Origin of the sequence: Pantoea sp. UBA6567, from assembly GCF_002434165.1 — a bacterium.
Taxonomy (GTDB): domain Bacteria; phylum Pseudomonadota; class Gammaproteobacteria; order Enterobacterales; family Enterobacteriaceae; genus Pantoea; species Pantoea eucrina.
Map to the genome: position 1 here is coordinate 1 of NZ_DJJN01000003.1, position 13029 is coordinate 13029.

At 56.3% G+C, this 13029-nt stretch carries 15 protein-coding genes; 8 read left to right on the forward strand and 7 right to left on the reverse strand.

Annotated elements, in window-relative coordinates:
- Positions 1 to 73 precede the first annotated feature (73 nt).
- Complete coding sequence (gmhB, locus tag B4M48_RS01380) at positions 74 to 634, reverse strand: D-glycero-beta-D-manno-heptose 1,7-bisphosphate 7-phosphatase (RefSeq protein ID WP_071669039.1); 561 nt, start codon at positions 632 to 634, stop codon at positions 74 to 76.
- Positions 635 to 821: 187 nt separating this feature from the next.
- On the opposite strand from gmhB, the gene metN reads away from it, so the two are divergent.
- From metN to proS, 6 genes are all read left to right on the forward strand, one after another.
- On the forward strand, positions 822 to 1853 hold the full coding sequence (metN, locus tag B4M48_RS01385; RefSeq protein ID WP_288655786.1) for a methionine ABC transporter ATP-binding protein MetN: 1032 nt from the start codon (positions 822 to 824) through the stop codon (positions 1851 to 1853).
- Positions 1846 to 2499 carry a methionine ABC transporter permease MetI gene (locus B4M48_RS01390; protein ID WP_039382787.1) on the forward strand — a complete coding sequence of 218 codons (654 nt, stop codon included), beginning with the start codon at positions 1846 to 1848 and terminating at the stop codon, positions 2497 to 2499. Before metN ends, B4M48_RS01390 begins: the two co-directional genes overlap by 8 nt.
- A 37-nt stretch (positions 2500 to 2536) precedes the next feature.
- Positions 2537 to 3352: a MetQ/NlpA family lipoprotein gene (locus tag B4M48_RS01395; protein WP_065650069.1), complete on the forward strand. Its 816-nt coding sequence runs from the start codon at positions 2537 to 2539 to the stop codon at positions 3350 to 3352.
- 127 nt (positions 3353 to 3479) lie between these two features.
- Positions 3480 to 3881, forward strand: a complete 402-nt coding sequence (gene rcsF, locus B4M48_RS01400) for an Rcs stress response system protein RcsF (RefSeq protein ID WP_039382781.1) — start codon at positions 3480 to 3482, stop codon at positions 3879 to 3881.
- Positions 3878 to 4582, forward strand: coding sequence for a tRNA (N6-threonylcarbamoyladenosine(37)-N6)-methyltransferase TrmO (gene tsaA, locus B4M48_RS01405; protein ID WP_250341114.1), 705 nt, complete (start codon positions 3878 to 3880; stop codon positions 4580 to 4582). Before rcsF ends, tsaA begins: the two co-directional genes overlap by 4 nt.
- Before the next feature lie 89 nt (positions 4583 to 4671).
- Positions 4672 to 6390: a proline--tRNA ligase gene (gene proS, locus B4M48_RS01410; protein WP_071669042.1), complete on the forward strand. Its 1719-nt coding sequence runs from the start codon at positions 4672 to 4674 to the stop codon at positions 6388 to 6390.
- Positions 6391 to 6419: 29 nt separating this feature from the next.
- On the opposite strand, the gene arfB is transcribed toward proS, so the two are convergent.
- Positions 6420 to 6830 (reverse strand): alternative ribosome rescue aminoacyl-tRNA hydrolase ArfB, encoded by a 411-nt coding sequence (gene arfB, locus B4M48_RS01415; protein ID WP_039382771.1) that lies wholly within the window; start codon positions 6828 to 6830, stop codon positions 6420 to 6422.
- Positions 6831 to 7046: 216 nt separating this feature from the next.
- Here arfB and B4M48_RS01420 point away from each other — a divergent pair, with 216 nt between their 5' ends.
- Together B4M48_RS01420 and rof are read left to right on the forward strand one after the other, a co-directional pair.
- Positions 7047 to 7247: a YaeP family protein gene (locus tag B4M48_RS01420; protein WP_071669043.1), complete on the forward strand. Its 201-nt coding sequence runs from the start codon at positions 7047 to 7049 to the stop codon at positions 7245 to 7247.
- Complete coding sequence (gene rof, locus B4M48_RS01425) at positions 7234 to 7497, forward strand: Rho-binding antiterminator (protein ID WP_039382769.1); 264 nt, start codon at positions 7234 to 7236, stop codon at positions 7495 to 7497. Before B4M48_RS01420 ends, rof begins: the two co-directional genes overlap by 14 nt.
- A 35-nt stretch (positions 7498 to 7532) precedes the next feature.
- On the opposite strand, the gene B4M48_RS01430 is transcribed toward rof, so the two are convergent.
- The 5 genes from B4M48_RS01430 to accA form a co-directional block, all read right to left on the reverse strand.
- Positions 7533 to 7841 carry a c-type cytochrome gene (locus tag B4M48_RS01430; protein WP_071669045.1) on the reverse strand — a complete coding sequence of 103 codons (309 nt, stop codon included), beginning with the start codon at positions 7839 to 7841 and terminating at the stop codon, positions 7533 to 7535.
- Positions 7838 to 9154 (reverse strand): tRNA lysidine(34) synthetase TilS, encoded by a 1317-nt coding sequence (tilS, locus tag B4M48_RS01435; protein ID WP_288655789.1) that lies wholly within the window; start codon positions 9152 to 9154, stop codon positions 7838 to 7840. The genes B4M48_RS01430 and tilS overlap by 4 nt, the downstream gene beginning before the upstream one ends.
- A gap of 54 nt (positions 9155 to 9208) precedes the next feature.
- Complete coding sequence (locus B4M48_RS01440; RefSeq protein WP_039382762.1) at positions 9209 to 9598, reverse strand: VOC family protein; 390 nt, start codon at positions 9596 to 9598, stop codon at positions 9209 to 9211.
- Between the two features lie 76 nt (positions 9599 to 9674).
- Positions 9675 to 11825, reverse strand: coding sequence for a lysine decarboxylase LdcC (locus tag B4M48_RS01445; protein ID WP_288655791.1), 2151 nt, complete (start codon positions 11823 to 11825; stop codon positions 9675 to 9677).
- 242 nt (positions 11826 to 12067) lie between these two features.
- Complete coding sequence (accA, locus tag B4M48_RS01450) at positions 12068 to 13027, reverse strand: acetyl-CoA carboxylase carboxyl transferase subunit alpha (protein WP_039382756.1); 960 nt, start codon at positions 13025 to 13027, stop codon at positions 12068 to 12070.
- Positions 13028 to 13029: the final 2 nt, after the last annotated feature.

Sequence of the window (13029 nt, forward strand, 5' to 3'; positions counted from 1 at the left end):
AGTTCTCGCCGGGTGACAAGCACTAATTTCAACTTTTTTGTCACCCGGTTAATGTTTGCGCAAAACCGATTATTTATGCCTGTTTAATGCGCGCCGGCAGCTCTGCCAGGCTATTTAACACCCAATCTGCTGCTGCTTCACCTTCAGCGGTAACCGTTTTACCGCTGCGCACCAGCACGCGGGTGCCGACGCCAGCGGCCTGCCCTGCCAGCATATCTTCCAGCTTATCCCCTACCATATATGAAGCGGCCATATCGATGTTCAGCTCTTGCTGCGCAGACAGCAGCATTCCAGGCTGAGGTTTACGACAGTCGCAGTTTTGACGGTAAGCAGGCACGGTGGCATCCGGCAGGTGAGGACAATAGTAGATGCCGTCCAGGTCGATATCGCGGTCGGCCAGTGACCAGTCCATCCACTCCGTCAGCTGCATAAAGGTATCTTCCGTAAACATCCCGCGGGCAATACCCGACTGGTTAGTGACCAGCACCAGCGCGTAGCCCATCTTTTTCAGCGCCTGCAGCGCTTCAATGGTGCCTTCTATAAACTGAAAATTGTCGATCTCATGAACATAACCGTGATCAACATTTAATGTGCCATCACGATCGAGAAAAATAGCCGGGACTGGGTTCGCCACGTAAATACTCCTGCTGCAATTAATAGTGCTAAGTATTGCATGATTGGGCATAGCGAGAGAATGGCAGATTGCATTACGTCGATTGATTTAGACGTCTGGATGCCTTACCATCCATTCAGCTTTCGTCCAGCTTCGCTGATCGAATATTGATACACCACGGATAACGTCAGACGATAATAATTAACTAATGATTAAACTCGAAAATATCACCAAAGTGTTCCAGCAGGGTTCACGCACAATACAGGCGCTCTCCGGCGTCAGCCTGCATGTGCCGGCGGGACAGATTTATGGCGTCATCGGTTCGTCAGGCGCGGGCAAGAGTACGCTGATCCGCTGCGTCAACCTGCTTGAGCGCCCTACATCCGGTCGTGTGCTGGTCGACGGGCAGGATCTCACTGCACTCTCTTCCGGGCAGCTGACGCTGGCACGTCGCCAGATCGGCATGATTTTTCAGCACTTCAACCTGATGAACTCGCGTACGGTGGCCGGCAATGTGGCGCTGCCGCTGGAGCTGGGCAATCTGTCAAGCGATCAGATCAAAGCGCGCGTTAGCGAGCTGCTGGAGCTGGTTGGCCTGAATGACAAGCATGACAGCTGGCCAGCTAATCTCTCTGGCGGGCAAAAACAGCGTGTGGCTATTGCGCGTGCGCTGGCCAGCAATCCCAAAGTACTGCTGTGCGACGAAGCCACCAGCGCGCTCGACCCGGCGACCACCCGTTCGATACTGGAGTTGCTGAAAGACATTAACCGCCGCCTCGGTATTACTATTCTGCTTATCACCCATGAGATGGATGTGGTTAAGCGCATCTGCGATCAGGTTGCTGTGATCAGTAACGGCGAGCTGATTGAAAAAGATAGCGTCAGCGAAGTTTTTTCTCATCCAAAAACGCCGCTGGCGCAGCAGTTTATTCAGTCGACGCTGCATCTGGATATTCCGGAAGATTATCAGGAGCGCATGCGCGCGCAGCCTGCCGCACAGGCTGTGCCCCTGCTGCGCCTGGAGTTTACCGGGAAATCTGTTGATGCACCGCTGCTGTCAGAAGCTGCCCGCCGCTTTAATGTGAACAACAACATTATCAGTGCGCAGATGGATTATGCAGGCGGAGTCAAGTTCGGCATCATGCTGGCAGAAATGGATGGCAGTGAAACAGATACGCAGGCCGCGATAAGCTGGCTGAAAGAACATCATGTGAAAGTAGAGGTATTAGGTTATGTCTGAAGCGATGCTGTGGTTACTGACGCGCGGCGTCTGGGAAACGCTGATGATGACCTTTGTCTCTGGCTTTTTCGGGTTTGTTATTGGCCTGCCGGTCGGCGTACTGCTGTATGTTACACGCCCCGGTCAGATTCTGGCGAACAGCGCGCTTTACCGCGTGCTCTCTGCTATCGTCAATATCTTCCGATCGATCCCGTTCATTATATTGCTGGTATGGATGATTCCGTTTACCCGCGCAATTGTCGGCACCTCTATCGGCCTGCAGGCGGCGATTGTCCCGCTGACCGTTGGCGCCGCGCCGTTTATTGCCCGTATGGTTGAAAACGCCCTGCTGGAGCTGCCGACCGGCCTGATCGAAGCCTCCCGCGCGATGGGTGCCACGCCGCTGCAGATTGTCCGCAAGGTGTTGCTGCCGGAAGCGATGCCGGGCCTGGTTAATGCGGCCACCATTACGCTCATTACGCTGGTTGGCTATTCTGCTATGGGCGGTGCCGTGGGCGCGGGTGGTCTGGGCCAGATTGGCTATCAGTATGGCTATATCGGGTATAACGCTACCGTAATGAATACTGTACTGGTGCTGCTGGTCGTGCTGGTATATCTGATTCAGTTCTGCGGCGATCGCATTGTTCGCGCGGTGTCGCATAAATAAGCCAATAACATCAATACTTCTCTATTAAGGAAAGGATATGTCTTTCACATTTAAAAAGATTGCCGCAGCAGGTGCTCTGATTGGTGCTATTGCTCTGGCCGGATGCGATCAGCAGGCAAAAGATCCCAACCATATCAAAGTGGGCGTGATTGTCGGTGCTGAACAGCAGGTTGCTGAAACTGCCGTTAAAGTGGCTAAAGATAAATATAATCTCGACGTCGAGCTGGTGACATTTAACGATTACGTGTTACCTAATGAAGCGCTGAGCAAAGGGGATATTGACGTTAACGCTTTCCAGCATAAGCCCTATCTGGATCAGCAGATCAAAGATCGTGGCTACAAGCTGGTACCGGTTGGCAACACCTTTGTTTACCCGATTGCCGGCTACTCCAAAAAGATTAAGTCGCTGACCGAACTGCAGGATGGCGCGCAGATCGCCATCCCTAACGATCCGACTAACCTGGGCCGCTCCCTGCTGCTGCTGCAGAAAGCGGGACTGATTAAGCTGAAAGAGGGTGTTGGCCTGCTGCCAACGTCGCTGGATATTGTGGAAAATCCAAAGAACCTGAAGATTGTTGAACTGGAAGCGCCACAGCTGCCACGCTCGCTTGACGATCAGCAGATTGCACTCGCGGTTATCAACACAACGTATGCCAGCCAGATTGGTCTGACCCCGGCAAAAGATGGCATCTTTGTGGAAGATAAAGATTCTCCATACGTTAACCTGCTGGTGAGCCGTGAAGATAATAAAGACGCTGAGAACGTGAAGAAGTTTGTTGAAGCGTATCAGTCAGACGAAGTGGCTGAGTCTGCGAACAAAATCTTTAACGGTGGCGCGGTTAAAGGCTGGTAAGTTCACTTCTTTTCTCTCCTGAGGGCGGCGCTGGCCGCCCTTTCTATTTCTGCATGTGGCTGCTGACTTGTTATTTGCGGGCGTCCTTGTTTCAATAACGCCACTTTTATTACAGGAGGATGTTGCCATGCGTTTTTTACCGCTCTGCCTGTTGGCGTTGATGCTGACCGGGTGCGTTCGTGAATATCACCCGATAAGCAGCGCTCCGGCTCGTCCGCAGCAGTCATCCGCTCAGCCACAGCGCAAGCCGGCTCCGCGCCCGGCTCCGGTGAAAATCTATACCGACGCAACCGATCTGGTCAGCAATCCTTTCCGCGATCTGGGTGAAGTGTCTGGCGAAGATTGCCAGAGCAGCACGCAGGATTCGCCTCCCAATATCAATACCGCGCGTAAACGTCTGCAGATCAAAGCAGCGGGTATGAAAGCCAACGCCGTGCTGCTGCACAAATGTGAAATTGTGACCAGTACGCCAGGCTGCTACCGCCAGGCAATCTGCCAGGGCTCAGCGCTGAAAGTTTCCGGTCAATGAGTGAGTTTGCCGTTGCGCAGATTGGCGTGATCCGCTCCCCGTGGAAAGAGAAATTTGCCGTGCCGCGCCAGCCGGGCCTGGTTCAGGATGGCGGCGGTGAACTGCATCTGCAGGCCCCCTACAATCAGCCGGAAGCCGTACGCGGTCTGGAGGCGTTCAGCCACATCTGGATCCTGTTTATGTTCCATCAGACCATGGCCGGCGGCTGGCGCCCTACTGTCCGTCCGCCACGCCTCGGCGGTAACGCGCGTATGGGCGTGTTTGCGACGCGATCAACGTTTCGTCCTAATCCGGTAGGCATGTCGCTGGTTGAGCTGAAAGGGATCCGCTGTGAAAAATCGCAGGTTATTCTGCAGCTCGGCAGCCTTGATCTGGTCGATGGCACACCGGTGATTGATATCAAGCCCTACCTGCCGTTTGCCGAAGCGCTGCCCGACGCGCGCGCCGGGTATGCTCAGGCTGCACCTGAAGCGGCCATGCCGGTGCGTTTTTCAGCCGCCGCTCAGCAGCAGATTCAGCAGCAGGCGCATATTCCCCAGCTGCAGCGTTTTATTAGCGAAGTTCTGGCCCAGGATCCGCGTCCCGCCTATCGCAAAAGTGAATCGCTGGATCGCGAATATGCCGCCTGGCTGCTCGATTTCAACGTGCGCTGGCGCATTGATGAAGCGGGTACTGAGGTCATTGCCGTGGATCCACGCTAAAACAGGCTTTTGAGCGCTGTTTCTCGCTGGTACACTAACGGCCAGTAACGGTCTGCTCTTCTTCTTCCATATAACTGGAATCATAATTAATGCGTACTACTCAATATCTGCTCTCCACGCTTAAGGAGACGCCTTCCGATGCAGAAGTGATCAGCCATCAGCTGATGCTGCGTGCCGGGATGATCCGCAAACTGGCTTCCGGACTCTATACCTGGCTGCCGACCGGGGTTCGCGTGCTGCGAAAAGTTGAAAACATCGTGCGCGAAGAGATGAACAACGCCGGCGCAATTGAAATCTCTATGCCGGTGGTTCAGCCGGCCGACCTGTGGGAAGAGAGCGGGCGCTGGGAGCAGTATGGCCCGGAGCTGCTGCGCATTAAAGATCGTCACGAACGTCCGTTTGTGCTCGGTCCGACGCATGAAGAGGTCATTACCGATCTGATCCGCAACGAGCTGAGTTCTTATAAGCAGCTGCCGCTTAATCTGTATCAGATTCAGACCAAGTTCCGTGATGAAGTGCGCCCGCGGTTTGGCGTGATGCGTTCGCGTGAGTTCATCATGAAAGACGCCTACTCCTTCCATACCTCGCAGGCGTCGCTGCAGGAAACCTACGATGCGATGTATCGCGCCTACAGTCAGAGCTTTACCCGCATGGGTCTCGATTTCCGCGCTGTGCAGGCTGACACCGGCTCTATCGGCGGCAGCGGTTCACATGAATTCCAGGTACTGGCGCAGAGCGGTGAAGATGATGTGATCTTCTCCAGCGAGTCAGACTACGCCGCAAACATTGAGAAAGCTGAAGCGCTGGCTCCGGCTGGCGAGCGTCCGGCGGCAACACAGCCGATGACACAGTTTGCCACGCCACATGCCAAAACCATCGCGGAACTGGTTGAGCAGCATCAGATCCCGGTTGAGAAAACGGTTAAGACGCTGATTGTGAAGGCGAGTGAAGAGAGCGGCCATCAGCTGGTTGCTCTGCTGGTGCGTGGCGATCATGAGCTTAACGAGATCAAAGCTGAACATCTCGATATCGTCGCTTCGCCGCTGGAAATGGGCAATGAAGAGGCGATCCGTGCCGTAACGGGTGCAGGCTTTGGTTCTATCGGTCCGGTCGGTCTGACCATCCCGGTCATTGCGGACCGTACCGTGGCAAAAATGAGTGATTTCTCCGCTGGTGCCAACATCGACGGTCAGCACTTTGCCGGCATTAACTGGGGCCGCGATCTGCCGGAAGCGCGGGTTGAAGATATCCGCAATGTGGTCGAGGGCGATCCAAGCCCGGATGGTAAAGGCGTACTGCAGATCAAGCGCGGTATCGAGGTGGGTCACATTTTCCAGCTCGGCACCAAATACTCCGATGCGATGAAAGCAGCCGTACAGGGCGAAGATGGCCGCAACCAGATTATGACCATGGGCTGCTACGGTATCGGTATTACCCGCGTGGTGGCTGCCGCAATTGAGCAGAACCATGACGAACGCGGCATTATCTGGCCTGCGGCGCTGGCACCGTTTGAAGTCGCAATTCTGCCAATGAATATGCATAAATCTTTCCGGGTTCAGCAGCTGGCAGAATCGCTCTACAGCGAACTGCGCGCCAGAGGCATCGACGTTATCCTCGACGATCGTAAAGAGCGTCCGGGCGTGATGTTTGCTGATATGGAGCTGATTGGCGTGCCGCACACCATCGTGATTGGCGATCGCAATCTCGACAACGAAGAGATTGAGTACAAATCCCGCTCCGCAAGCGAGAAGCAGATGATCAGCCAGCATGAGATCGTCAGCTTCCTGGCCAGCGCGCTGAATAAGTAATGGCAAACGCCTCCTGCGGGAGGCGTTTTTTATCGCACTTTGCCGCGCATCGCTTTTACGCTGCTGCGCCGCGATTTCCCCTCCAGCCGCCGTTCTTTTGACGCGCGCGTTGGCCGCGTCGCGCGACGCGCTTTCTCCACCGTGGTTAACTCGCGGATCAGATTGATCAGGCGCTGCAGCGCGGCCTCACGATTCATCTCCTGACTGCGATACTCCTGCGCTTTAATAATAACCACGCCTTCTGCCGTAATCAGGTGATGACTGGCAGCGAGCAGCCGCGTTTTATAAAACTCCGGCAGCGAAGATGCGCGGACATCAAACCGCAGATGAATAGCCGTCGAGGTTTTATTCACGTGCTGCCCCCCTGCCCCCTGAGCGCGGATAGCCGTCAGCTCTATTTCACTCTCCGGGATCTCAACCGTGCGCGACAGCATAATCATCTGTCACCTGCCGGTTCATACGGCGTTCTGTACTGAATTTTCCTGTTCATCAACTTAACCTTTTGTGCGCCAGCCAGCGTCCGGCAGGCCGTGCCAGCCGCTGTTCTGCTGCTTTTCTTTCTCTATTTCCCCGCTTGCCCTGGCTGATTTCCGGGAAACCCCTGTGTTATAGTCGCCAGGCAACCAGGGTATTTATGCTCTGCTGAGGAGGTGCATGTGCAAACGTATTGTGAGTTAGTTCGCCAGAAATATGCTGAAATCGGCAGCGGTGAGCCGGGATATGTGCCCGACGCGCTGATGTGCGCGCTGAATGCACTCAATGATATCGCCGCTCATTCCGCGCTAAACTCTTCTGTCAGGGATCAGGCAGCCTCGGCTGCTGCAAACTTATTGGTGAGCGACTATGTTGACAAATGAAGCTTATAAACCCATCAATTGCGATGACTACGACAACCTGGAACTCGCCTGCACCCGACACTGGATGCTGTCACTGCAGCTGAAAAATGGCGACCAGCTGAAGGCGAAAGCGCGGGATATGGTTTCGCGCAAAAACGTCGAATATCTTGCGGTTGACCTCTCCGGGGAAACCCGCGAGCTGCGCCTCGATCACATTGCCAGCTTCAGCCATCCTGAACTCGGCACCGTGGTGGTCAGCGAAGACGAGTAGTCTCGCGGCGGGCGGACCCTCTCCGCCCGCGTTTCCTACGGCTTAAGTCCGCTATAGTAAGCCGCTAAATCCTCAATATCGGTATCGCTTAGTCCCGCCACAAACGCTTTCATCACCTCTGCCTGACCGCCGCTGCGCTCACCTTTCTGATAGGCGTGCAACGCATGCGCCAGATAAGGCGCCTGCTGCCCGGCCAGATGAGGATAGAGGGGTATCGCGCTTTTGCCCTCTGCACCGTGACACGCCATACAGCGGGCTGCTTTTTCTGCGCCCGCGGCCGCATCGCCTTCTGCCCATAGCGGCAGCGATACAAAACATAGCACAGCCGTCAGCCAGTGCCTCATGATACCTTCTCCCTGTCAGGCTGATGCCAGATCGCCTGCCAGCCCCGATCGCTGCAGGCAGCGCCTTCATGGGTAACAAACAGGCCCGGCGCGCAAATCAGCGTATGGTTATAGTAGATCAGTGGAATACGCTCCCGCTGCCAGGGCGGGATCGCCAGCTCCTGCCACAGTTTTTTCATTTCGCGTCCGCCCGCCCGTCCCAGCAGATGATAGTAGCCGCGCGCCTGAAAGCGAACGTGAGCCGTTTCATCCGCCGCAGGCAGACGCAGCTCCGCGCGTGAGAAGTCAGCCAGCAGCTGACCCACTCCGCCGGGCAGTACCAGCGGTTGGGTAAGCTGCGGCCAGCAGCATGCCTGGTCACGCAGCGACGGCTGCGGCGGTAACCAGTAGAGCGCATCGCGATAGCGGCGCAGCGTAAAATTTCCCAGCTGCAGCGCCGGCTGTGCATCAGTCCGGCTCGCGATAACCTCAGTACTGATGCGCTGCAGCGCTGCACGTGACGGCATCGCCCCGCCCTGCCCGGCGATCCAGCGGCGCAGCAGCGCGTTACGCCGCGCTTCGCTCATGCTCTGCAACGGCGGAAAATGCAGTGCGCCCTGTGGCGTAAGCAGCTGGCTCAGCTCCTGCTTCAGCAGCTCATCCAGCAGCTGCTCCTGTTCTGCGCAGAGCGCGGCGCTGCGGGCGCTGGCAGCGCTGAAGTGCGGCCAGCGCTGATGCAGCAGCGGCATAATCTGCTGACGCAAAAAGTTGCGGTCGTAGCGGCTGTCGTCATTGCTCTCATCCTCAATCCAGCTGAGCTGGTGCTCAGCCGCCCACTGCTCCAGCTGCTCACGGCTAAGGCTGAGCAGCGGACGCAGATGTTCATGCCCCTGCACTGTGCGCCGCGGCGGCATTGCCGCCAGCCCCGCCGGGCCGCTGCCGCGCTTTAGCGCCAGCAGCAGCGTTTCGCACTGATCGTCCAGATGCTGCGCGGTGAGCAGCTGTTCATCCGGCTGCAGCCGGGCGAAGAGCGCCTGATAGCGCTCTCTGCGCGCCGACGCCTCCACGCCTCCTGCCCTGGCATCAACCGTTACCGGCAATACGTCGCAGGCGATATGCCAGCGCTGGCACTGCTGCCGGCAGTGTGCGGCCCACCGGTCGGCGTGCGGACTCAGGCCGTGATGCACGTGCAGCGCCCGCACGCTCAGCTGCGAATGCTGCTGCTGCCAGCAGACCAGCTGATGCAGCAGCACGGTGGAGTCGAGCCCGCCGCTGAATGCCACCACGTAGCGACCGGCGGGATCCAGCAGCGCAGCAAGGTGGGAAAAAGACATAGTGCCGTTCCATCTGATGATGCCGCCTGATTGCGGCATTCTGCGGCGGCTATTTTACGCCTGATAAAGCTCCAGCGGCAAACCATCCGGATCGGTAAAAAAGGTGCAGGCTTTACCGGTCAGCGCATCGATACGCACCGGTTCGCAGATCACGCCTTTTTCTGCCAGCGCCGCAACCGACTGCGCCACATCCTCTACGCAAAATGCCAGATGGCGCAGGCCGCAGGCTTCAGGTGCGGTTACGCGCGGCGGCGGGGAGGGAAATGAGAACAGCTCAATGGTATAGACGCCGTGCAGGCCGAGGTCGCCTTTCCATGAATCCCGCTCAGCGCGGTAGTACTCACCCAGCAGGGAGAAGCCCAGCACATCGCAGTAGAACGCTTTGCTGCGCGGATAGTCAGTGGCAATAATCGCAATGTGGTGAATCTGTTTGATCTGTAGCATAGCGGCTCCGAAAAAAAATCTGAGCCGCCAAGCCTACGTGCCGGACGTCAGCGTGACCAGAGGCATTTATCCGAAGTCAGGGCTGCGGCGCGTCGCGCAGTACCCGAACCAGATAGCGCCCATCCTCTGTCAGCGTGGTGCCGTGAATATCGGTTTCAAAGCCAGGGTAGTGGCGCCCGATGGTGCAGAGCATCAGCAGAAAGTCGAGCACGGCCCGGCTCTGTTCTGTGATCATCTCACCGGGCATTACCAGCGGCACGCCTGGCGGATAGGGCAAGATCATATTGGCGGAGGTACGCCCTACCAGCTCGCGGATATCCACGGTTTCAACCTCACCTTTGACCTGATGCTGGAACGCCTGATGCGGCGTCATTTTCATTTCAGGCAGGACATCAAAGGCTTTCAGCATCAGCCGCGGCAGATCGTGCTGCAGGATCAGCTGGTGGATCCCCTGCGCCAGCGTCTGGATCCGCATATTGCGATAGAAATCGGGATCCTCCGCATAGAGATCCGGCAGCATATTTTTCACGCGCAGATTAAGATCGTAGGCGCGTTTAAACTCGGTCAGACCGCGCAGCAGGCTCATGGCGCGGGTTTTATCGATCCCGATACTGAACAGAAACAGCAGGTTATAAGGCCCGGTTTTCTCTACCACCACGCCGCGCTGATCGAGAAATTTCGCCACCAGCGACGCCGGGATCCCCTCTTCCGCCATCGCGCCCAGTTCGCTCATGCCGGGCGTCAGGATCGTAACTTTAATGGGATCGAGATACATATGATCGCGATCGGCCTGCTGAAAGCCGTGCCACGCCTCTTCTCCCGGCTGGATCGGCCAGCACTCTGCCTCATCCACCTGCTCTGGCTGCCAGATATCAAAAAACCAGCCATCAGACTCTTCACGCAGCCGCTGGATCTCGCGCCGGAAGTGCAGCGCGCGCTCAACCGAACGGTTAATTAGCCGCTTACCCGGATTGCCGCGCAGCATCGCCGCAGCGGTTTCAATCGATGACACAATGCCGTAGCTCGGCGAGGTAGTGGTGTGCATCATATAGGCTTCGTTAAACGTATCGTGGTCGTAGTCGCCTTTGATATGAATCAGTGAAGCCTGGGAAAACGCGGCCAGCAGCTTATGGGTGGATTGCGTTTCATAGATCACCTTGCCCGGGATCCGTTCACCGCTCATGCCGCTTTTTCCGCTGTAGATGGGATGAAAGTTGGTATAAGGCACCCAGGCGGAATCGAAGTGGATCGACGGCACATCCAGCGTCTGCTTGATATATTCCGTGTTGTAGAGCAATCCGTCGTACGTTGAATTGGTGATCACCGCATGGACCGGCCAGCTGGCGCGCGGCGTGCTATCCACTTTGCTCTGAATAGCCCCCCGGGTAAATTCACGCTGCGGAATACCGCCCAGAATGCCCAGCGCATTACGCGTTGGCTTGAGCCAGACGGGCACGATGTCGCTCATCATCAGCAGATGGGTCAGCGATTTGTGACAGTTGCGGTCAATCAGTACCGTACTGCCTGCCGGGGCGGCATACATACCGACAATTTTGTTTGAGGTTGAGGTGCCGTTGGTCACCATATAGCTCTGCTCTGCCCCAAAGGTACGGGCAATATACTCTTCGGCGTCGAGATGCGGGCCGGTATGGTCGAGCAGCGAACCCAGTTCGGTGACGGAGATAGAGACATCGGCTTTCAGCGTGTTGGCACCGAAAAAGTCATAAAACAGGCTGCCGACCGGGCTTTTCTGAAAGGCGGTACCGCCCATATGGCCTGGCGTACAGAAGGTGTATTTACCCTCTTTAACATAGGTAAACAGCGCTTTGGTCAGCGGGGGTAAAATTTTATCGATGTACTCATCGGTATACTGGCGGATATGCAGCGCGATATCGTCTGCGGTGCTGAGCGCATATTCAAAAAACTGCAGCGCCATGCGCATTTCATTAACGCTGACGTCCATCTGCGAATGGGTGTTGATAAAGGCGTAGAGCGGCAGCGACTCATTGAGCTGGTTGATGTCGCTGCAGAGCGCCATGCTGTACTCATCCCAGTCAAATACGACGCCGCATACGCGCGGGTTGTGCTCAATCAGCTTCAGCAGGTCGCTGGCATTACTGGGATAAACGGTGTGAAAGCCCTGCAGTTTCAGCGCGGTATCCAGTTCGCGAATTGGTTCATCTTTGTAGAACGCGCCGTGCGGTCCCATGATCGCAATAATATTCAATGCTCACCTCCTGTGGTCTTGTGGCACAGAGTAAGGATAGCGAAAAGTGGCCGGAGAATGTTCCGGAATAGCGCCGTTGCAGGCCTGATGTTTTCAGCGATGCATTTCGGTCGCCATAAATGGCGCCCTTGGGGGATCGCTGCCGCCATAAATGGCGGTCCTGCAGGGAACTCAGGCCCGATCGTGGAAAACAGGCATAAAAAAAGCGGACCGGAGTCCGCTTTTTTGCTGCAGGGCTTACCTTACGCGTAACCGTAGTTCATCAGGCGCTGATAGCGGCGATCGAGCAGCTCTTCCGTGCTCAGCCCGTCGAGATCGGCCAGATCGGCCAGCAGCTGCTGTTTCAGAGAAGCGGCCATATCAACCGGACGACGATGCGCGCCACCCAGCGGCTCAGGAATGATTGAGTCGATCAGCTTCAGCTCCTGCAGACGCCCGGCGGTGATGCCCATCGCTTCTGCCGCCAGCGGCGCTTTATCTGCGCTTTTCCACAGAATTGACGCACAGCCTTCCGGTGAAATCACCGAGTAGGTGCTGTACTGCAGCATGTTCACTTTGTCGCCCACGCCAATCGCCAGCGCGCCACCAGAGCCGCCCTCGCCAATCACGGTGCAGATCACCGGAATTTTCAGACCAGACATCTCACGCAGGTTACGGGCAATCGCTTCAGACTGACCGCGCTCTTCGGCGCCCACGCCCGGATAAGCACCCGGCGTGTCGATAAAGGTGATAAGTGGCATCTTAAAACGCTCTGCCATCTCCATCAGACGCAGCGCTTTACGATAGCCTTCTGGTGCAGGCATACCGAAGTTACGGCGAATTTTCTCTTTGGTTTCACGCCCTTTCTGATGACCAATGATCATCACCGGACGGCCATCCAGACGTGCGATACCACCCACAATCGCTTTGTCGTCAGCATAGGCGCGATCGCCTGCCAGCTCGTCAAAGTCGTCAAATGCGTTGCGCACGTAGTCCAGCGTATAGGGACGCAGCGGATGACGCGCCAGCTGCGCGACCTGCCATGCACCTAAATCGGAGAAGATTTTACGGGTCAGTTCAACGCTTTTCTCGCGAAGGCGCTGAATCTCTTCATCCAGATTAATATCGTGTTTCTCATCTGAACGGCCAATCGATTTAAGCGAATCGATCTTCGCTTCGAGTTCGGCGATCGGCTGTTCAAAATCCAGGTAATTAAGACTCATAA

Bases quoted from the DNA above. Each gene is read 5' to 3' on its own strand.
- metN (WP_288655786.1), top strand. From the start codon at position 822: ATGATTAAACTCGAAAATATCACCAAAGTGTTCCAGCAGGGTTCACGC.
- B4M48_RS01390 (WP_039382787.1), top strand. From the start codon at position 1,846: ATGTCTGAAGCGATGCTGTGGTTACTGACGCGCGGCGTCTGGGAAACG.
- B4M48_RS01395 (WP_065650069.1), top strand. From the start codon at position 2,537: ATGTCTTTCACATTTAAAAAGATTGCCGCAGCAGGTGCTCTGATTGGT.
- rcsF (WP_039382781.1), top strand. From the start codon at position 3,480: ATGCGTTTTTTACCGCTCTGCCTGTTGGCGTTGATGCTGACCGGGTGC.
- tsaA (WP_250341114.1), top strand. From the start codon at position 3,878: ATGAGTGAGTTTGCCGTTGCGCAGATTGGCGTGATCCGCTCCCCGTGG.
- proS (WP_071669042.1), top strand. From the start codon at position 4,672: ATGCGTACTACTCAATATCTGCTCTCCACGCTTAAGGAGACGCCTTCC.
- arfB (WP_039382771.1), bottom strand. From the start codon at position 6,830: ATGATTATGCTGTCGCGCACGGTTGAGATCCCGGAGAGTGAAATAGAG.
- rof (WP_039382769.1), top strand. From the start codon at position 7,234: ATGTTGACAAATGAAGCTTATAAACCCATCAATTGCGATGACTACGAC.
- B4M48_RS01430 (WP_071669045.1), bottom strand. From the start codon at position 7,841: ATGAGGCACTGGCTGACGGCTGTGCTATGTTTTGTATCGCTGCCGCTA.
- tilS (WP_288655789.1), bottom strand. From the start codon at position 9,154: ATGTCTTTTTCCCACCTTGCTGCGCTGCTGGATCCCGCCGGTCGCTAC.
- B4M48_RS01440 (WP_039382762.1), bottom strand. From the start codon at position 9,598: ATGCTACAGATCAAACAGATTCACCACATTGCGATTATTGCCACTGAC.
- accA (WP_039382756.1), bottom strand. From the start codon at position 13,027: ATGAGTCTTAATTACCTGGATTTTGAACAGCCGATCGCCGAACTCGAA.